Raw genomic sequence first — 18,338 nt, 5'->3', positions numbered from 1 at the left:
CAATTTTCGCCGGGAAGGTCGAGCGATTTTGAGACAAGTTCTAATTGACTCAGGAATGTCGCACGATGCGTTCGATCTTTGCCAAGTTCTCCTTGCGCCGCCGCCGGGAAAACCCGACAGCTGGGCCGGCAGAGGCTGGTCTCCCGGCTGCGCCCATTGCCGAGAAATCCGGATGGAAATTTCCCATGTCGCTGATCACGCCACGGCAAGAACGCGGGGGCCAGTTTGACATGAAATCAGAGACTAATATGGCCGAAAACGCCGAAAATGCAGCAATCGCGGCGGACGCGCCGACACGTGGTTTCACCCTGTATCTCCCGTTTTTCCGGCGCAAGACCGCGGATAACGCCGAGGCCGAAGATGCCGCAAAGGCGACCGTTATCAGAGCGCCGCGCAAGAAGGACGCGTTCCAATCCGCGAAGCTGCACCTTCAGGGCGAGGAAGAGGCGCCCGAGGGGGTGAGCGCGAAAATCCAGCTCCTTGTGGCGCGGCTGGCAACGCTGGACCGCAAACCGAAGGCGCTGGCCAATCGCCCGGACCCGTTCGACCGGCTGGCGGCCGATGCACAGCGCAGGTCGGCCCGCTAAAGGTCGCCTTTTTTCCGATCCCGATTGCCAATCCGTCGCGCTGCGCATAGCGTCGCGGCATGGCCAGGGATCGCACCCTTTACGGTATTCTTCTGATGGTGGGGTTTTCGCTGATTGCCCCGCTGATGGACAGTATGGCCAAGCTGATCGGCGATGCGGTTGCGGTGGGTCAGATCGCCGCCACGCGGTTCCTGGTACAAAGTGCGCTGCTGCTGCCACTGGCGGCGCTGATGGGCTGGATGCACCGGCCGGATCGCGCGGAACTGGGCCTGCACCTGGCGCGGTCGGCCCTGCTGATGGTGGCCACCGCATTTTTCTTTACCGCGGTCCGGTTCATGCCGATCGCCGACGCGATCGCGATCTTTTTCGTCGAACCCTTCATCCTGACGCTGTTGGGGGGCTGGCTGTTGGGCGAACAGGTGGGCCTGCGCCGTTATATCGCCTGTGTCGTCGGGTTCGGTGGCGCATTGTTGATCATTCAGCCCAGTTTTCAAGAACTTGGCCCCGTCTCGCTATTGCCTTTGGTCACCGCGCTCTGCTTTGCGTTCTACATGATCCTGACACGTCGCATGGCGACGCGGATGCACCCGATCACGCTTCAGGTCTATACCGGGTTGGCCGCCCTGGTGATAGCCGTTCCGGTGCTCTGGGTCTTTGACGGCAGTAACATCGGCCCGCTGGATCCGGCCTGGCCCGAGGCGCGTGAGTTGAAACTGCTGGCGGCCCTGGGGATTATCGCGACGATCAGCCATATCTGTATCAGCTTCGCTCTGTCGCTGGCCCCTGCCTCGGTCCTGGCGCCGTTGCAGTATCTTGAGATCGTGGGCGCCACGATTTTCGGGTTCTACATCTTTGGCGATTTGCCCGACGGGCTGACATTTGTCGGCATCGCGCTGATCGTCGGGTCGGGTCTTTACGTCTTTGTGCGAGAACGGGCCATGCAGCGCCGGCCGATGCCACCCGCCTGACCAATTGGGGTCATTCCCAGGCGGAAGTGGTTTCCAGGAGCGCGGCAGCGACACTTTCCAGTGTTGAATTGGGCAGGATGACAAGCATTTTGGGCGCGGTGACGTCAAGGTAAACCGGTCCGGTGGTCCGGTTCGAGGTGCCGACCCGCCCGTCAGGTGCGAAATTCAGCCCGGCAATCGGCCAGTTCAACCCGTCCGAGATGCCTTCGACTGCCCCCATCGGAAAGAGGGATAACGGCGTGGCGGGGGGCACCTCAAGCCGCAGTGACGGCGGGCAGAGAAAGGCCAGGTCGGCCTCGCCCACCAGAATACAGCGCTGCGCCGGGTGGCGTACCAACGAATTGAACGCGGCCAGCTGGTGATCCATCCGTGCGCCGGCAAACCCCAGACCGATGATCAAGGGCGCGCGAATATTGCCCAGGCACTTGTCGAAATCGGTGCTGTCCTGTTCCGTGATCGGGTGCAGACGGCAATCGGGAATCACATCGCGAGCCGATTCGCTGATCGAGTCGAAATCACCAATAACCGCATCAGGCGTCACCCCCTGGACCAGCGCCGTATCGGCCCCGCCATCGGCTGCTACGACGACCGGTGCCAAAGCCAATGCGCGCGCAAGCCCTTGATTGTTTACCGCTGCACCACCAATCAGGGTGACGGGGTGTGATTGTTGAACGATCATTTTTTCCCCGGAATTAACCGCTATTTATCCAAGTGAACACATTCTCGCCACAAAATGGTACGTTAAAACTCTAAGAATCGGGCAGCTTTCGTCCCGAGGCTGATGGTAAATACCTTCTTTGCAGGCAAAGCAAAGCGAGCGACAATATGGTTAATACAAGTAAAATTCTTACGGTTTCCTACGGAACATTCTCGTGCACGCTTGAGGGGTTCGACGACTCCTTCGAAACGATGAAGGCGATTGCCGAGTATTTCCGCGACCTCGCTGCTGATGATCGCTATTTCGGCGCCGAACCTCCGACGCCGGATGCCGAGATGCTGGCCCGCATCGCCGAACGCGAAATCGCACGCCGGGTCGAGGCGCATGAAGATCAGGGTAAGATCGTGCTGCGCGCAGGCGAGAGCCCCGCGCTTGCCGCGGCGCTGGCGGATGCCGGGCTGAGGCAGCCCGAGGAAACAACCCCAGCCGAACCGTCGGAGGCCGAAGCGTCCGAAGCTGCGGAACCCGTGGCAGAGCCTGTCCTTGACGCGCAGGAAGCCGCGCCAGAGGAAGCCGCCGAAGTGATCGCGGAAGCCGTCGCCGAAACGCCGGAAGCCGCGGAACCGACCGACGCGATGCCGGAAGACGCCGCCACGGAAACCGCGGAAGAGGAAGTTCAGGAAACGACCTTTGACGCGGTGGCGGATGCCGAACCTGTCGAGGAACCGATCGGTGCCGCCGACGAGGATAGTCGCGCGGAAATCGGTCCGGAATACGAGGAAACGGTTGCTGACACTCCCGTGCCCGATCCGGCCGATAATCTCGTTGCGACCGACTACCTTGCGGATGAACCGGCCGAGGATCTGTCGAGTGCAGCCCCGGCAGAGGCACATGCCGAACCGTTCGAGGACGAAGTTGCCAGGATCGCTGAGCCGGCTGAAGCCGAGGCTGAAACAGCGTCTGACGAACTGGAGGCACCCGCCACAGAAGAAGTTGTTGCCCCGACAGAAGATCCGGTGACCGAGGCGGAAGAGGTTGCGGAGGAAACGATTGAAACCGCAGAGGAATTTTTCCAGAAATCTGCAGAACCTGAAGTACCGTCATTTTACGAAACCGAGGAAGCGGAGGCGCCTGCCGCCGATTCCGAAAGCGTTGCTGCCAAGCTGAGCCGTATTCGGTCGGTCGTATCGCAGAGCGAACAGCCCTACGAGGACGACGATTACAGCGAAGACGAACATGCGCAGGACTTCCTGAGCGAAACAGCCGCCGATCTGGACGCTGCTCTGGCCATGGACGACGCCGCCGAACTGCGGGCGAGCGAAACGGCAGAGACCGGCGCCGACACGGATGCCGACATGTTGATGTCGCTGGCTGGCAAGCGGGCGCGCGAAATCGAAGAAGAGCAAGTGCTAGAAGACGCGGAGCCCGAAGAAGAGAGCGTCGCGGCAGATATGCCGGCAACGAGCGTGCCGGAGGCGGATGACGGTTTCGAAGACACGTTGTCGCAACTTCTGGCCGATTCCATCACCGATGAGGACCACGATGACGTTGCGACAGGTGGCGAGGGCGATGAACTGATCGGTGAAGCCGATACCGTCGATGAAAGCACGGCCGAGGATGATCTGGCCGACCTGGAGGAACAGCCCGCGGATGAGACCGCGGAGATGTTGCAATCGGGTGAGGCGCCATTCGATGACGCCCAGGGTGAAGAAGCCGAGGGCGAAGAAGCCGTGGGCGACGAAGACGAGATGCGCGATCCGTTGAACGCCCGCGTCATCAAGATGAAGAACGAGGATTTCGAAGCCACGATAGGCGGAAGTATGGTCGCCGATGCCTCTTCGGACGAAGAGGCAGAAGACGACGCGGCCGAAGGAACCGACGAGGACTCCGATGATACGCTGCTGAGCCCGGAACAGGAAGAAGACCTGCAGCGTGAACTGGCCGAGGTCGAAGCCGATCTGGAAGCAGCCGGGACTGACGAGGACGATGAAGCCCAGGCCGATGCGGAAGAACCCGGTATTGCCGAAGAAGAACAGCCGGCCGCCCGCGAAGGCCGATACAGGTTTGACGCGGCGGATGGCAGTTCGGATATTGAGCGGATTTTCGACGAGGCCGACAGCCAGCTTGAAAAGCCGGAATCAAACCAGCGCCGCAGCGCCATCCAGCACCTGCGCGCCGCCGTGGCCGCGACAAGGGCCGAAAAGAAGGCGGGTGCGGATCTGAAAAAGAACGTGGATGACGCGCCGTATCGCAGCGATCTTGCCAGCGTGGTGCGTCCGCGTCGCCCCAGTTCGACCGAGGGCAGCAACCGTTCTGAGCGCCCGGCCGAAAGCCGTCCGGCGCCGCTGAAACTGGTGGCCGAGCAGCGTGTCGACACCGAACAGGCGCCGATCCGCCCCCGCCGTGTTTCGGCCACCGCCGAGCAAGCCGGCGCAGACGATGGCGATGCGCGCGATACCGGCAGCAACTTCACCGAATATGCCCGGCAGATGGGCGCGACCCAGCTGTCCGAGCTGCTGGAAGCCGCCGCTGCCTACATGTCGGATGTCGAGGGTCGTTCGCAGTTTTCGCGCCCGATGCTGATGCACAAGATCCAGGAAGTCGAGAAAGAGAATTTCTCGCGCGAGGATGGGCTGCGTTCGTTCGGGAAGCTCTTGCGCGACGGCAAGATCCAGAAAATCAAGGGCGGCCGCTTTACCGTGACCGACGAAACCGAGTTCCGGGATGAGGCGCGCCACGCCGGGTAGCTGCCGGCGAAACCCAGGAAACACACCCCCGGAGAGCAACCTCTCCGGGGGTTTATTCTTTGCGGTCTTTCCTGTTCAGAATCCAGTCAACGGCCTCAGACAGGTCCGAGGCGATGAAACTGGGTTTCGGTGTGACCCGGGCTTCATCCCCGTCACGATACTTGCCCGTGCGCACCAATCCCGCGGTGCCGATCCCGGCCGTGAGAGCGCCGGCCACATCGGCCTCGGCGTCGTCACCGATCATGACCGCATCCGCTGCCGGAACCTGCATGCTGGCCAGTGCCGTCTCGAAGAACGCCTGGGCGGGCTTGCCCAGAACGCTGGCCGACGTGCCGCTGGCATATTCAAGCGCGGCGACATAGGCGCCCACATCAATGCTGAGCGCACCGCCGGCGTCCCGGAAGCAGCGGTTATTGGCCAGCGCCAGCAGTTCGGCGCCATCCATCAAGGCGCGAAATGCCGCGTTCATCGCGTCATAGGTGAAATACTCAGCCGCGTCCCCGACGACCACCGCCTGCACCTCCTTGCCCGTGGGTATATCGTCAAAATCTTCGGCCAGATCCGGGTGGATCAGCAATTGGGCGGCGTGGTCCTTTTTCACCAACCGGGCGCGCGCGGCGCTGGCCGGGGTAAAGAGCTGCTCGGCATCGATATCGAAACCCAGCTTGGCCAGTCTCCGCAACAACAGCCGCCGTGGCTTGCGGGTTGAGTTGGTGATGACACGTATGGGAAAACCGGCATCATGCAGCCGCCGGACCGCTTCGGCCGAGCCTTCGATGGCCTGCTCGCCATCATAGAGCACGCCCGCCATATCCAGAAGAACGCCACGTATCATGGGCTATAGAATGGCAAGGCGGCCGATCCCGGTCAAATCACGCGCGGAGCATTCCGCCAAAGGCGTGCTGGCGCACCTGGCCGGGCAACTCGCCATATTTCTCGATGAACCATTTCTTCATCAGCGTCACGTTGGAAAAGCCGCAGGCGACGGAGATTTCATTCATCGGCATCGAGGTCTGCGCCAGCAGGCTTCGCGCGCGGTCCAAACGCAGATCGCGATAGACTTTCAGCGGTGTCTGATTGAGGAGGTCGCGGAACCCGCGTTCCAGTTTGCGCGGAGAAACCTCGAGAATATCCGCGATCTGGCCCACGCTCAGCGTGTCCTCAAGGTGATCCAGCATGATCTTGAGTGCATCACTGATTACCAGGTTGCCCTGGGCCAGCCGCTTGTAACGCCAGTGCTCGGCCATGCCGATATCCTCGTCCGGGTCGCTCAGGCCAAGATATTTCGTCAGCGTTGCGCGGGTGAATTCGCCGTCGCGCGCGCCCACCAGTTCCACCATCATGCGGATCGCCGCGGTGGGGCTGACGGCACTGGAAAGCGCCTTGTGGTGACAGGTGGCGCCCTCGGTCAGTTCCACTGTCCGGCCGGTTTCGCGCACGCCCGGGCGGAAATTCGGATGAACGGATAGCTGCTTGGCGCCCAGAACGCCGGCGGCCAGCGGAACGAAGACCGCGGCCCCCACCACGCAGACCCGCGCGGCGTTGCGGATGCAGGCGCGCAGATCCAGCAGGCGTTCCTGCGAAGGACGCCAGGGGTTATCGACCCCGCCGACCAATACCAGCGTCTGATCCGGACCACAGATCGGCCCGTCCTCCAGGCAGTCTTCGCCGATGTGGTGGGTCCAGCGATACCCGTCTTCACCGGTCAGCCGGTTGGCCGATCGCAGCACGTCGATACAGGCCTCGGCGGCGAAGGTCACGGTTTCGTCCTGCGACAGGAACACGAAATCACCCGACAGGCTACGCCGGCAATGGATCGCAGAAGGAACGGGTGCTTGGGTTGCGCTCAACGTGTCAAGATACATCGCTATTTTCCTTCTTCGGAGTCACTTTTCCGCCCGGATTTCAGGCAGTATTGTGGATGGATGTTTCGACCGCGTGCAGGAACGATTTGGCGGACGAACTGGCGGAAAGAAGCAGAAAGCCGTCGTCGCCGGTGCGGATAATAAGAACCCCCAAATGTTCCATGATAGTTCGCGCTGCGTCACCCTCGACAAAGGTCTGCGGCGAAATGTCCAGCGGGCAGATGCGTTCCAGGGCGGTGCGCGCGCGGGGTCCGGCGATCTCGAGTCCGGTCCAGACATCGGTCTGGTCGGTTGTATAGGCGTCGCCTTTCAGCCTGGCGGCCACATGCGGCTCGACGTCCGGGGTCGCGTGGGTGAAGATCACGAATGCCGCGTCCGGCGACAGGCGTACCAGACGGGCTTTGCCATCCTTGGACAGCACCGATTTTCCGGGAGCGGGCAAGGCGGCGCCATAGGCAGCGCTGATCGCGTTTTCCGCCGCCGCTTCGCCGCCCAGGGGCAGGGCGATCGACACAATCGCCAGATCTGCAGGCGCGCTCAGGGTCACGCCATCAAAGCTTTGATCGTAACCCGCCAGCGGCGGGGCAGAGATGAGCGTGAATTCAGGCACGGAGACGTTCTCCTTCGGGGTCGATGAAATGCGCCGAGACGATTTCGACATCCATTTCCGTATCGTGGATCGGGCTGACGGCGCGAACGATTTCGCCCATGCGCTCGTGTCCGGACTTGATGAAGCCCAACCCGATGGAATGGCCCAGCGAGGGCGAGTAGGCGACCGAGGTCATCCAGCCCTGATCGTTTGCCATGACGGCCTCTTCATCCTGGTTGATGAAATGCGACCCGGCGATCAGTTTCAGGCTGCGGTCCACGGGGCGGAAGCCCACCAGCCGGATCGCGTCGTCGCGGTTCATCTCGGGGCGCTGCGCGAGGGTCTTGCCGATGCAGTCCTTCTTGGCCGAGACCATGCCGCCAAGCCCGAGATTCAGCGCGGTCGTCTGACCGTTCAGCTCGTTGCCCGCCGCGTGACCTTTCTCGATGCGCATGACGCCAAGCGCCTCGGTGCCGTAAGGTACGGCATCAAACTCCTCACCGGCCTTCATCAGCACTTCGATCATCGCGTTGCCATAGCGCGCAGGCACCGCGATTTCATAGGCCAGCTCGCCCGAGAAAGAGATGCGGAACAGTCGCGCAGGCGTGCCGCCGCAGACCGTGACCTCGCCGCAGGCCATGAAGGGGAAGGCCTCGTTCGAGATGTCGTGATCTTCGTCGACCACCTTGCGCAGCAGGTTGCGCGCATTGGGTCCGGCCACGGCGAACTGCGCCCAGCCATCGGTGGTGGAGATCAGGTGCACATCCATGTCGGGGCACAGGCACTGGCGGACGAATTCCATCCGGCGGAACACCAGAACCGCGTTGGCGGTGGTCGTGGTCATGACAAAGTGGTTCTCGCCCATCCGCGCGGTGGTGCCATCGTCATAGCAGATGCCGTCCTCGCGCAGCATCAGGCCGTAGCGCACCTTGCCCACGGGCAGCTTGCCGAAGGCGTTGGCGTAAACGACGTTCAGGAAATCCGCCGCGTCCTTGCCCTGAATGTCGATTTTGCCCAGGGTGGTCACGTCACAGATGCCGACCGAATTCCGGGTCATCACCACCTCGCGATCAACGCTGTCACGCCATCCCTGCTCGCCCGGGCGGGCATACCACTGCGCCCTGAGCCAGTTGCCGACCTCGACAAATGTCGCCCCGTTCTTCGAGGCCCAGTCATGCGAGGGTGTCAGGCGATAGGGGCGGAAATCCTTGCCGCGCGCGCGGCCCCCCAGGGCGCCCAGCGGTATCGGTGTGTAGGGCGGGCGGAAGATCGTCGTGCCGGTCTCGGGGATCGACTTGCCGGTGCATTCGGCCATGATCGCCAGCGCCGGGATGTTCGCCGTCTTGCCCTGATCGGTGGCCATGCCCAGCGTGGTGTAGCGTTTCAGATGCTCGACCGAGCGGAAACCTTCACGATAGGATTGCTTGATGTCCTTGACCGTTACGTCGTTCTGCTGGTCGACCCAGGCGCGGTTTTTGCTTTCGCCGACATGCCACATGGGCGCGCAATCGCGCGGTTCATCCTCGGCCTTGGGGGCGGTTTTGCGCGAGGCGGTGAAGCCCAGATCCTTGATCTGCGCATTCGCCACGTCGCGGCCCTCGGTCAGGGCGGCGGCGAGGGTCATCGCGCCGTTGGCCGCGCCGGCGACGGCCATGCCGACGGGCAGATCCCTGCCGGGCACGAAGGCGCTGATGTCGTCCCGCCATTCGGGGCGGCCGCGCTGATGGCAGGTCAGGTGAACATTGGGGTTCCAGCCGCCCGACACTGCAAGGCAGTCGGCGGGGATCACCTGACCGCTGGTCAGGGTGACGGATTTCAGCCCCTTGCGGCCCACCGTATCCATCACCGCGGCGTTGCGGATATGGCGCGCGCCGGGTACGTCGCAGACGGCGGGCGCATCACGGGTGTCGATGATGTTCGTCACCTCGACCCCCTTCGCGGCCAGATCAGCCGCGGTGCGCCAGCCATCGTCGTTGTTGGTGAAAACCGCGACCTGCTGGCCGGGCGTCACGCCGAAACGGTTGACATAGGCGCGCACCGCCCCTGCCAGCATGATACCGGGCCGGTCATTGTTACCGAAGGCGATCGGGCGTTCGGTCGAGCCTGCCGCAAGTACCGCGCGTTTCGAATATATCCGCCACAGGATCTGCCGCGGCTTCCCATCTGAGCTTGCCAGGTGGTCGGTACAGCGTTCCAGCGCGCCGTATATGCCGTGGTCATAGGCGCCATAGACAGTTGTGCGGGTCATGACCCGGACATTGTCCATCGCGGCCAGTTCGGCGAGGGCCTGCGCGGCCCAATCGGCGCCGCCCATCCCGTCGATTTCCAGCGTTTCGGCATTGAGGCGCCCACCGGGCGTAAAATCCTCGTCCGCGAGGATGACGCGCGCCCCGCTGCGCCCGGCCGCAAGCGCGGCGCTCAGTCCCGCAGGGCCCGCGCCGATCACCAGCAGGTCACAATGCAAGAACCCCTTGTCATAGCTGTCAGGATCGTCCTGCATCGATAGGCTTCCCAGCCCGGCGGATTTGCGGATCATCGGCTCGTAGAGCTTTTCCCAGAACGCCTTGGGCCACATGAAGGTCTTGTAATAGAACCCCGCGCTCAGGAACGGCGCCAGCAGATCGGTCACTGCCATCAAGTCATGTTCAAGCGATCCGCGATGGTTCTGGCTGGTGGCGGTCAGGCCGTCAAACAGCTCGGTCACGGTGGCGCGTGTGTTCGGCTCCTGATGGGCGCCACTGCGCAGTTGCACCAGCGCGTTGGGCTCTTCGCTGCCGCAGGTCAGGATGCCGCGCGGACGGTGATACTTGAACGATCGCCCGACAAGACGCTGCCCGTTGGCAAGCAGGGCCGAGGCCAGCGTGTCGCCCGCATAGCCCCGCATGTTCTTCCCGTTGAAGGTGAATTTTACCTCTTTCGAGCGGTCCACCTGGCCGCCTTCGATCCGGTTCGGTTGCGTCATTTGCTGCGTCCCCGTGCCCGGGCCACGTCACGGGCCATTTCTACCTTGGTGATCTCATGGGTCAGTGTGTCGCGCGTCAGCACCAGCCACGACCTATCGCCTTGTTCGTGATACCAGAGCTCCTGATGTTTACCGGCGGGGTTTTCGCGCAAATATCCGTATTCATAGAACTTTTCATCGGCGTTTTTGTCCTGCCAATCGGGCCGGTCAATCAGGCTGGCGTCGCCCAGATAGACGAATTCAGCGGCGTCGCGGGGGCCAAGAAGCGGATGGTTGATGATCATTTCCCGGTCCCTCCGTTAATGCAGGTTGGGCTGGTTGCCCTGGCCTTTTTCGTCGATGAGATGACCGCGCCGGAACCGGTCCAGTCGCATTTCGGTCGCCACCGGGTGCGGTGTGTCGCGGGCCAGCAGATGTGCGTAGCAGAACCCGCTGGCAGGCGTCGCCTTGAAGCCGCCATAGCACCAGCCGCCGTTGAAATAGAGCCCACCGATATGGGTCTTGTCGATAAAGGGAGAGCCATCCATCGACATGTCCATGACGCCGCCCCAGGATCGCAACAACCGTGCGCGGCCGATGATCGGCATGATCGCCATGCCGCCCTCGGCCACATCTTCGACCACCGGCAGGTTGCCGCGCTGAGCGTAGGTGTTGTAGCCGTCGATATCGCCGCCGAACACCAGCCCGCCCTTGTCAGATTGGCTGACATAGAAATGCCCGGCCCCGAAGGTGATAACCCCAGGGAGGACGGGTTTCAGACCTTCGGAGACGAAAGCCTGCAAGACGTGGCTTTCGATGGGCAAACGCATCCCTGCCTTGGCCATGACCCGGCCCGACGATCCGGCGACGCAGACAGCGATCTTCTTGGCGCGGATCGGCCCGCGGCTGGTTTCCACCCCGCGGCAGGTGCCGTTCTGGATGTCGAAGCCGGTGACCTCGCAGTTCTGGATGATGTCGACCCCGCGGCTGTCGGCGCCGCGGGCATAGCCCCAGGCCACCGCGTCGTGGCGCACCGTGCCACCGCGCCGCTGGTAAAGCCCGCCCTTGATCGGGAATCGCGCATTGTCGAAATCGAGAAACGGCAGTTCCCGGCGCAGCTGATCGGCATCGGCATATTCGGCATCGGCGCCGGCAAGGAACATCGCGTTTCCGCGGCGGATGAACGCGTCGCGCTGCGCGTCCGAATGCACCAGGTTCAGGATAGACCGCTGGCTGATCATGGCGTTGTAGTTGAAATCCTGCTCCAGGTTTTCCCAGAGTTTCATGCTGAACTCGTAGAACGGTTCATTGCCGGGCAGCATGTAGTTCGAGCGGATGATCGTGGTATTTCGCCCGATATTGCCCGACCCTAGCCAGCCCTTTTCCAGAACCGCGACGTTGGTGATCCCGTATTCCTTGGCCAGATAATACGCGGTGCTCAGCCCGTGACCGCCCCCACCGATGATGACGACTTCGTATTCCGGTTTCGGGTCGGGCTCGCGCCAGACCGGTTTCCAACCCTTGTTGCCGGTCAATCCCTGGGTAAAGATCTTGAAAGCTGAGTAGCGCATTGTGCGATGATCCCTGAAGCTCAGGTATTAAGCATCGCGGGAATCTGGCGACTCGACTTTCCTTATATAGACTTTTATGTTTCTGAAATGGACGTAATTGGTTCTCAGATCGAAAAGCGCCGAATCGGTATCCTGACCCTGAACGGGTTTGCGTTGATGTCCTACTCGTCGACGGTGGAACCGTTGCGTGCGGCCAACCTTCTGGGGCGTCGGACCTTGTATGAGGTCGTCAATATCGGGGTCACTGCCGATCCGATACAAAGCTCGGGCGCGGCGGTGGTGATACCGCAGGCCACCATCGCTGAGACGCCGAAGCTGGACTATCTTTTTGTCGTGGCGGGGGGCGATCCGGCGCATTACAACGAACGCCCGTTATTTCCGTGGCTGGTACGGCAGGCGCGCGCCGGAACGCGGCTGGGGGGCGTTTCGGGTGGGCCGCTGATACTGGCCAGGGCCGGGTTGATGGAGGGGCGGCGCATGACCATCCATTGGGAACATGCCCAGGCGCTGGCCGAGATTTCTCCGCATCTGATGATCGACCGGACGCTCTACGTGATTGACCGCGACAGGGTGACCTGCGCGGGAGGGACCGCACCGCTGGATCTGATGCACGCCCTGATCGCGCGCCACCACGGGGCCCCGTTCGCAAGGTTGGTCAGCGATTGGTTCATGCACACGGAAATCCGCCCTTCGATCGGACCGCAACGTGGCGGGTTGGTGGATCGGGTCGGATCGACCAACGCAGCCATACTCGATGCGGTGGACGTGATGGAGAGCAACGTCGCCGAGACAGTCGATCTGGACGAACTGGCCCGGGCGGCCGGTGTTTCACCGCGTCAGCTGAACCGGCTCTTTCGCGAAAAACTCGGGCGATCCACGATGGGTTATTACCGCGAATTGCGACTGGACAAGGCACAGAGCTTGCTCAGGAATTCACCCCTGTCACTGACCGAGATCGCGCTGGCGACGGGCTTTGCCAATTCCTCGCATTTCTCGCGCGCCTTTACCCAGCATTTCGGGCAGCCGCCTTCGGCTTCGCGCTAGGAAACTTGCGCTTGCCGTCATTTGCGGCTTAGGGTCGGCGCAAATTCGGAGGGCCTCATGCACATTCTGGTTTTGCAACATGCGACTGTCGAACATCCCGGCGTTTTTCGTGGTTTTCTCACCGAAGACGGCCACACCTGGGATGCTGTCGAACTGGACAGGGGCGAGGCGTTGCCCGCACTTGACGGGTATGATGCGCTTTGGGTTATGGGCGGGCCAATGGATGTCTGGCAAGAGGATGCGCATCCGTGGCTGAAAGACGAAAAAGCGTTTATTCGTAATGCGGTAGAAGAAAAAGGCCTGCCCTTTCTGGGTTTGTGTCTGGGCCATCAGCTGCTGGCCGAGGCGCTGGGCGGCGCGGTCGGGCCGTCGGATATTCCCGAGATTGGCGTGATGGAAGTGCAGTTGACCGAGGCGGGCGCGACGGGCGTGCTGTTCGACGGTCTGCCGGAACGGTTCGAGACCTTGCAGTGGCATTCGGCCGAGGTCAAGCAGATGCCGGCCGGCGCGCAGTGTCTGGCCACATCACCGGCCTGCGCCGTGCAGGCGATGAAGTGGGGAACCCGCGCCGTTTCGATGCAGTTTCATGTGGAGCTGGAAGGCGACACGGTGCGGAACTGGGCCGACATACCCGAATATGCCGGTGCATTGGAAAAGGCGAAGGGAAAGGGCGCGGTCGACCGTTTCGACGCGGAATGCGCCGCGCGAATGCAGTCGTTCAATGACATGGCTGAGCGTCTCTACATGAACTGGCTGCAGATGACCGCCACCGCGCGGTAGGCCGCTGCCCTAGGTCTCGGCCGCGCGGGTCAGAGACAGGCGCGCGGTTTCAAGATGTTCTTTCATGATATTCGCGGCGCGTTCCGGTTCGCGGGTGCGAATGGCGTTCAGGATCTGACGGTGCTGGGCGTTGTATTGGTTGATCGTGCGCGCATCCAGTGTCAGGTGCCGCATCCGCGTCCAGTCGTCCTGGCTGCGAACGTGGCCGATCTGGTCGATGATCCATATCAGCAGCCCGTTGCGGGTCGAACCTGCCAGGGCGCGGTGAAATTCGGAATCGACTTCGGAAAACGCCAACGGGTCATCGGTCAGGGTTTCCATCCGCGAGCACAGGCTTTCCATTGCGTCGAAATCAGCCCGCCTGCCATGCAGCACGGACAGGCGGCAGATATGTGGTTCAAGCGCGAATCGCGTATCCATCAATTCCAGCGGCGTCGCGTTTTCGATCGCGTCGGATGACGTGTCTGCGGGCGTATGCACCACATATGTACCGCTTCCGGGCCGGGTTTCGACAAAACCCTCGCTTTCAAGAAGGGTCAGCGCCTTTCGCACCGTGCCGCGCGCGGCGCCGTAAGTGTCGGCCAGCATTCTTTCCGGAGGCAACCTGTCATGAAGCTGCAGGAATCCCTTGGAAATTTCCCGCCTCAACAGCGCGGCAATGTCTGCGGCCCCAAGTTTCTGCTCGGATGATTCAATCATGTATTGCACCTCAATTATGAACCAATATTATACCGAAATAAAGCGATCACAACAGGAATTCCCAGTATTGGACCAAAAGTGGTTGACTTTTGGGCGACTTGAGGGAAGACTTTCATTAACACTTCGGTGCACCGTTCCGGTTTTGACATCAAGCCACCTAATCTAACCTAGGGAGCCTGCTCAGATGACGTTAAGGGATCAAGGCGATTTCCTGATCTGCCGTGCAGGTATACACGGTGGGTCCGGTACATGGAAGCTTGGCGCCTCGATGCTCTGGTCGTGTTCTGTCATTCGCGCCCTTGCGATCCAGCTTCCCCGCCAGATGCCGCATTTCGCAAATTTCAGTGCGGGCCCGGCGAAACCTTCATTTGCATGTATACCAATTGAATCCAGCCGGTCTGTCTTTGGTGGCAGGCCGGCGCCGAACGGCTCTCTCAAAAGGAGCTGAACCAAACCGCCAGGGCCGGGTTCCAGACCCGATCCGGGCGACATAATCAGGGAGACTAAAACAGTGGCAACAGATCTCGAAAAATTCGTCGAAGCCCCCGGACGCGACGAGAAGATCAAAGAAGTTCGCAAGATGATCGATGCCAAGGGTATCGAATATCTCTATCTGCAATTCGTATCGGTGACCGGCAAGATCATGGGCAAGGGCATCCCCGCGGATCACTGGGAAAGCGTTGCCAAGAAAGGTTTCCAGCTGGTTTACGGTGCCACGGTAAACCTGTTTACCGACCGCGCGGGCAACTATCTGGGCTATGGTCCCGAAGCCGCCGAGCTGGTCGGGATCCCCGAACCGGAGACCTTCATGCAGCTGCCCTGGGCGCCGCAGATCGGCCGGTTCTACTGCACGCTCTTCCGCAATCGCGAGGAAAAGGAAAATCCCGGCGGCTATCTGACATCCGATTGCCGCGGTAACCTGCGCCGGATGCATGAGGACTTCAAAAAGAAGCACGGCCGCAGCCTGCGTATCGGCACTGAGCCGGAAATGATGTGGCTGAAGTTCGATGAGAACGGTAAGCCTAAGGACGGTTATTCGAAGCCCTATTGCTATCACATCGACCAGTTTGAATCGCTGCGCCCTGTCAGTATGCAGGTGATCCGCTATGCCCGTCAGATGGGCCTGGACATGATCCAGGGCGACCACGAGGATGCGCCGGGCCAGCTGGAACTGAACTGGATGTTCGACGACGTGCTGCGCAATGCCGACCGTCTGACCACCTATCGCCAGATCTGTGCCCAGGTGGCGCGTGAAAACGGCATCTTCGCCTGTTTCATGACCAAACCGTTTGAGGGCGTGTCGGCCTCGGGCTGCCACCACAACATGAGCCTCTGGCGCGGCGGCGAGGATGAGTTCGTCAAATGCGGCAATGACCCGGACGATCTGCCGGGCATGGCTGAGAACTACATGTACGTGAAAGGTGGCGACAACACCTTCATGCCCGATGATGACGATCCGCAGATGCCCGGGAAGGAAGGGCTTGAGGCGATCGGCGGCGTGGTTCACCACCTGCAGGCGCTGACCGCGATCGGATCGTCGACCGTCAACTCCTACCGTCGGCTTTGGGACACGGGTTTCTGGGCGCCGGTCTTTGCCGACTGGGGTTTCCAGAACCGCACCACCGGCCTGCGTGTCTCGGCGCCCGGACGGTTCGAATACCGGTCGGTCGACTCGATGGTGAACCCCTATCTGATGGGCACGACCCTGCTGGCGGCAATGGATGACGGCATCGACAACAAGCTTGATCCCGGCGAGCCGGAAGAGCGCAACATCTATGAGGCGATCAAAGCCGGCAAGCAGGTCAAGAAATTGCCGATGTCGCTGGGTGAGGCACTGGAGTTCCTCCAGAACAGCGAGGTCGTGCAACGCGGCCTGCCGGGTGAAATGTACCGACTGTATCATGAGTACAAGTTCGACGAGTGGGCACGCTTCATGTCCACCGTGACCGAATGGGACAATGACAGGTATATGGAGTGTCTTCCCTGAGGCATTCCAAAACCTGGCGGCAGGTTCTCAAGCGCCTGCCGCCCTTTCCGAAGATGAACCAGCCAACTTGAAGGAGGCGTATCCAGATGTGTGGAATTGCTGGATTGATACATAAGGGCAAAAGCGCAAACGTCGGATCGGAAATGACCGCGATGCTGCAAGCTCTTAAACACCGTGGGCCGGACAGCACCGGTTACGCGGTCTACGGAGAACCTGTTGAAGGCGACTACGTGATGCGCCTCAAGGTGGCCGAAGCCGAGGATATGGACCGCGGCCGCGGCATTCACGCGGTGATCGAAAAGCGCATCGCCGAGGTCGAAGAGATCCTCAAAGAGCATGGCGCCAAGATCAAATCGAAAGAGGCCCCGCGCGAATATTCGCTGCGCTACGTGCTGAGCCATGACGGCGACACCGGCGAAATGGCGACGCATATCGAAGAAACCGAGGGCGTCGAGATCCTGTCGATGGGCAACGGGTTGGAGCTGATCAAGGATCTGGGCGATGCGTCGGTGGTTGCCGAAGCCTACGGGCTGAATGACTTCAACGGCACCCACGGCATTGGCCATACCCGCATGGCGACCGAGTCGGATGTGGACATCAAGTCGGCGCACCCCTACTGGGCGTTCCCCTATAACGATGTGAGCGTCGTGCATAACGGCCAGATCACCAACTACTGGATCATGCGCCGCGAGATGGAGCGCAAGGGCCATCGGTTCATGTCGAACTGTGACAGCGAATTGCTGGCGGTCTACACGGCGCACAACCTGGCCAACGGCATCTCGCTCGAAGACAGCCTGCGCCAGTCGATTCAGGAAATTGACGGGGTGTTCACCTATCTGGTCGCCACCAAGGACCAGTTGGGCATGGCCAAGGACACGATGGCCGCGAAACCGCTGGTTCTCTATGAATCGGACGATCTGATCGCCATGGCCTCGGAAGAGGTGGCGATCCGCGCGATCCTTCCCGAAGAGATTGACACAACAGATCCCTATGACGAGGAGGTCCGGGTATGGCAAGCGTAAGCGACGCAGAACTCAAGCAGATGACCCAGGAGGAGCGGGTGACCGCCCTGGGTATGCGCACCGAACAACTCACCGGCAAGTCACTCTATATCGAGTTTGACCCGGACGCGACCGAGCGTTTCACCTATCCTTGGGCGCCCGATGTCGATTTCAACAAGCGGACCGAGATCGATACCGACGACCTGACCACGACCGAGGTGAACTCGAAAATCCGCGAGCTGATGGCCGAGGGGTACGGGACGATCGTTCTGAAGAACCCGCGCGGCAAGCACTCGTTGGGTGTGGGTGTCCTCAGCCGCCTGAACCTGATCATCGAGGGCTCGACCGGCTATTTCGGCGTGGGCCTGATCGACGGGCCGAACGTGCGCATCAACGGCCGCGTGGGATGGTCGTGCGGCGAAAATATGATGTCGGGCACGGTGCTGGTCGAAAAGAATGCCGGATCCACTTTTGGTGCGGCCATTCGCGGCGGCGATCTGGTCTGCCGTGGCTCGGTCGGATCGCGGACAGGCATCGACCAGAAGGGCGGTACCATCATCGTCGGTGGCGATACCGGCGCGCTTTCGGGCTTCATGATGCAGCGCGGGCGGATGGTTGTGTGCGGCAATGCGGGCAAGAACCTTGGCGACTCGATGTATGACGGCACCATTTTTGTCGGCGGTGAAATCAAGTCGTTGGGTGTTGACGCGGTCGAGGCGGAACTGACCGATCTCGACAAGGCCTGGCTCAAGCGCAAGCTGACGCAATACGGCCTGATGCCCGACAAGGGGGTGGATCATTTCACCAAGGTGGTCGCCGGCAAGCAGCTCTGGAACTACGACAACCTCGAACCTTCCGAGAAGAAACTCATTCTGTGATTGGGCCCCGGCCCCCTCGCGGG

At 61.4% G+C, this 18,338-nt stretch carries 16 protein-coding genes; 8 read left to right on the top strand and 8 right to left on the bottom strand.

Annotated features, from left to right (window positions below):
- Positions 1–65: 65 nt before the first annotated feature.
- Positions 66–587, top strand: coding sequence for a hypothetical protein (locus tag AAFO92_RS07170; RefSeq protein WP_347534035.1), 522 nt, complete (start codon positions 66–68; stop codon positions 585–587).
- Positions 588–646: 59 nt separating this feature from the next.
- Entirely contained in the window at positions 647–1,555 is a 909-nt protein-coding gene (locus AAFO92_RS07165; protein WP_347534034.1) for a DMT family transporter, read from the top strand.
- Between the two features lie 10 nt (positions 1,556–1,565).
- On the opposite strand, the gene AAFO92_RS07160 is transcribed toward AAFO92_RS07165, so the two are convergent.
- Positions 1,566–2,234 carry a thiamine diphosphokinase gene (locus AAFO92_RS07160; RefSeq protein ID WP_347534033.1) on the bottom strand — a complete coding sequence of 223 codons (669 nt, stop codon included), beginning with the start codon at positions 2,232–2,234 and terminating at the stop codon, positions 1,566–1,568.
- Positions 2,235–2,380: 146 nt separating this feature from the next.
- Between AAFO92_RS07160 and AAFO92_RS07155 the strand changes: the two genes are divergently transcribed.
- A complete protein-coding gene (locus AAFO92_RS07155) occupies positions 2,381–4,960 on the top strand; it encodes a hypothetical protein (protein WP_347534032.1) in 2,580 nt (859 codons plus the stop codon).
- Positions 4,961–5,012: 52 nt separating this feature from the next.
- Here the strand turns inward: AAFO92_RS07155 and AAFO92_RS07150 are convergent, their stop codons facing one another.
- From AAFO92_RS07150 to AAFO92_RS07125, 6 genes are read right to left on the bottom strand one after another with little or no spacing between them, the layout of a single operon-like run.
- Positions 5,013–5,795, bottom strand: a complete 783-nt coding sequence (locus tag AAFO92_RS07150) for a TIGR01458 family HAD-type hydrolase (RefSeq protein WP_347534031.1) — start codon at positions 5,793–5,795, stop codon at positions 5,013–5,015.
- 37 nt (positions 5,796–5,832) lie between these two features.
- Positions 5,833–6,825: a helix-turn-helix domain-containing protein gene (locus AAFO92_RS07145; protein ID WP_347534030.1), complete on the bottom strand. Its 993-nt coding sequence runs from the start codon at positions 6,823–6,825 to the stop codon at positions 5,833–5,835.
- Positions 6,826–6,865: 40 nt separating this feature from the next.
- The gene (locus AAFO92_RS07140; protein ID WP_347534029.1) at positions 6,866–7,435 is read right to left on the bottom strand and encodes a sarcosine oxidase subunit gamma; all 570 of its coding nucleotides are present in this window, start codon (positions 7,433–7,435) and stop codon (positions 6,866–6,868) included.
- Positions 7,428–10,376, bottom strand: coding sequence for a sarcosine oxidase subunit alpha family protein (locus AAFO92_RS07135; RefSeq protein WP_347534028.1), 2,949 nt, complete (start codon positions 10,374–10,376; stop codon positions 7,428–7,430). The genes AAFO92_RS07140 and AAFO92_RS07135 overlap by 8 nt, the downstream gene beginning before the upstream one ends.
- Positions 10,373–10,660: a sarcosine oxidase subunit delta gene (locus AAFO92_RS07130; protein WP_347534027.1), complete on the bottom strand. Its 288-nt coding sequence runs from the start codon at positions 10,658–10,660 to the stop codon at positions 10,373–10,375. The genes AAFO92_RS07135 and AAFO92_RS07130 overlap by 4 nt, the downstream gene beginning before the upstream one ends.
- Positions 10,661–10,675: 15 nt before the next feature.
- Positions 10,676–11,926 carry a sarcosine oxidase subunit beta family protein gene (locus AAFO92_RS07125; protein ID WP_347534026.1) on the bottom strand — a complete coding sequence of 417 codons (1,251 nt, stop codon included), beginning with the start codon at positions 11,924–11,926 and terminating at the stop codon, positions 10,676–10,678.
- Positions 11,927–12,013: 87 nt separating this feature from the next.
- On the opposite strand from AAFO92_RS07125, the gene AAFO92_RS07120 reads away from it, so the two are divergent.
- A complete protein-coding gene (locus AAFO92_RS07120) occupies positions 12,014–12,970 on the top strand; it encodes a GlxA family transcriptional regulator (RefSeq protein ID WP_347534025.1) in 957 nt (318 codons plus the stop codon).
- 57 nt (positions 12,971–13,027) lie between these two features.
- A complete protein-coding gene (locus AAFO92_RS07115) occupies positions 13,028–13,750 on the top strand; it encodes a type 1 glutamine amidotransferase (protein WP_347534024.1) in 723 nt (240 codons plus the stop codon).
- A gap of 9 nt (positions 13,751–13,759) precedes the next feature.
- Here the strand turns inward: AAFO92_RS07115 and AAFO92_RS07110 are convergent, their stop codons facing one another.
- The gene (locus AAFO92_RS07110) at positions 13,760–14,449 is read right to left on the bottom strand and encodes a FadR/GntR family transcriptional regulator (protein WP_347534023.1); all 690 of its coding nucleotides are present in this window, start codon (positions 14,447–14,449) and stop codon (positions 13,760–13,762) included.
- 511 nt (positions 14,450–14,960) lie between these two features.
- Here AAFO92_RS07110 and AAFO92_RS07105 point away from each other — a divergent pair.
- The 3 genes from AAFO92_RS07105 to AAFO92_RS07095 all read left to right on the top strand — a co-directional run bounded on the left by AAFO92_RS07105 (position 14,961) and on the right by AAFO92_RS07095 (position 18,315).
- Positions 14,961–16,436, top strand: a complete 1,476-nt coding sequence (locus AAFO92_RS07105; RefSeq protein WP_347534022.1) for a glutamine synthetase family protein — start codon at positions 14,961–14,963, stop codon at positions 16,434–16,436.
- A 152-nt stretch (positions 16,437–16,588) separates the two neighbouring features.
- Complete coding sequence (locus AAFO92_RS07100) at positions 16,589–17,458, top strand: glutamine amidotransferase (RefSeq protein WP_347534021.1); 870 nt, start codon at positions 16,589–16,591, stop codon at positions 17,456–17,458.
- On the top strand, positions 17,446–18,315 hold the full coding sequence (locus AAFO92_RS07095; RefSeq protein ID WP_347534020.1) for a GXGXG motif-containing protein: 870 nt from the start codon (positions 17,446–17,448) through the stop codon (positions 18,313–18,315). The genes AAFO92_RS07100 and AAFO92_RS07095 overlap by 13 nt, the downstream gene beginning before the upstream one ends.
- Positions 18,316–18,338 lie beyond the last annotated feature (23 nt).

The organism is Roseovarius sp. CAU 1744, assembly GCF_039839345.1.
In the GTDB taxonomy this organism is placed as follows: Bacteria; Pseudomonadota; Alphaproteobacteria; order Rhodobacterales; family Rhodobacteraceae; genus Roseovarius.
This window is presented reverse-complemented; position numbering and strand designations above follow the sequence as displayed.

What these genes read in the sequence shown, in the direction of transcription:
- AAFO92_RS07100 (WP_347534021.1), top strand. Translation starts at nt 16,589, where the DNA reads ATGCTGCAAGCTCTTAAACACCGTGGGCCGGACAGCACCGGTTACGCG.
- AAFO92_RS07125 (WP_347534026.1), bottom strand. Translation starts at nt 11,926, where the DNA reads ATGCGCTACTCAGCTTTCAAGATCTTTACCCAGGGATTGACCGGCAAC.
- AAFO92_RS07145 (WP_347534030.1), bottom strand. Translation starts at nt 6,825, where the DNA reads ATGTATCTTGACACGTTGAGCGCAACCCAAGCACCCGTTCCTTCTGCG.
- AAFO92_RS07120 (WP_347534025.1), top strand. Translation starts at nt 12,014, where the DNA reads ATGGACGTAATTGGTTCTCAGATCGAAAAGCGCCGAATCGGTATCCTG.
- AAFO92_RS07165 (WP_347534034.1), top strand. Translation starts at nt 647, where the DNA reads ATGGCCAGGGATCGCACCCTTTACGGTATTCTTCTGATGGTGGGGTTT.
- AAFO92_RS07170 (WP_347534035.1), top strand. Translation starts at nt 66, where the DNA reads ATGCGTTCGATCTTTGCCAAGTTCTCCTTGCGCCGCCGCCGGGAAAAC.
- AAFO92_RS07095 (WP_347534020.1), top strand. Translation starts at nt 17,446, where the DNA reads ATGGCAAGCGTAAGCGACGCAGAACTCAAGCAGATGACCCAGGAGGAG.
- AAFO92_RS07130 (WP_347534027.1), bottom strand. Translation starts at nt 10,660, where the DNA reads ATGATCATCAACCATCCGCTTCTTGGCCCCCGCGACGCCGCTGAATTC.
- AAFO92_RS07110 (WP_347534023.1), bottom strand. Translation starts at nt 14,449, where the DNA reads ATGATTGAATCATCCGAGCAGAAACTTGGGGCCGCAGACATTGCCGCG.
- AAFO92_RS07135 (WP_347534028.1), bottom strand. Translation starts at nt 10,376, where the DNA reads ATGACGCAACCGAACCGGATCGAAGGCGGCCAGGTGGACCGCTCGAAA.
- AAFO92_RS07160 (WP_347534033.1), bottom strand. Translation starts at nt 2,234, where the DNA reads ATGATCGTTCAACAATCACACCCCGTCACCCTGATTGGTGGTGCAGCG.
- AAFO92_RS07155 (WP_347534032.1), top strand. Translation starts at nt 2,381, where the DNA reads ATGGTTAATACAAGTAAAATTCTTACGGTTTCCTACGGAACATTCTCG.
- AAFO92_RS07150 (WP_347534031.1), bottom strand. Translation starts at nt 5,795, where the DNA reads ATGATACGTGGCGTTCTTCTGGATATGGCGGGCGTGCTCTATGATGGC.
- AAFO92_RS07115 (WP_347534024.1), top strand. Translation starts at nt 13,028, where the DNA reads ATGCACATTCTGGTTTTGCAACATGCGACTGTCGAACATCCCGGCGTT.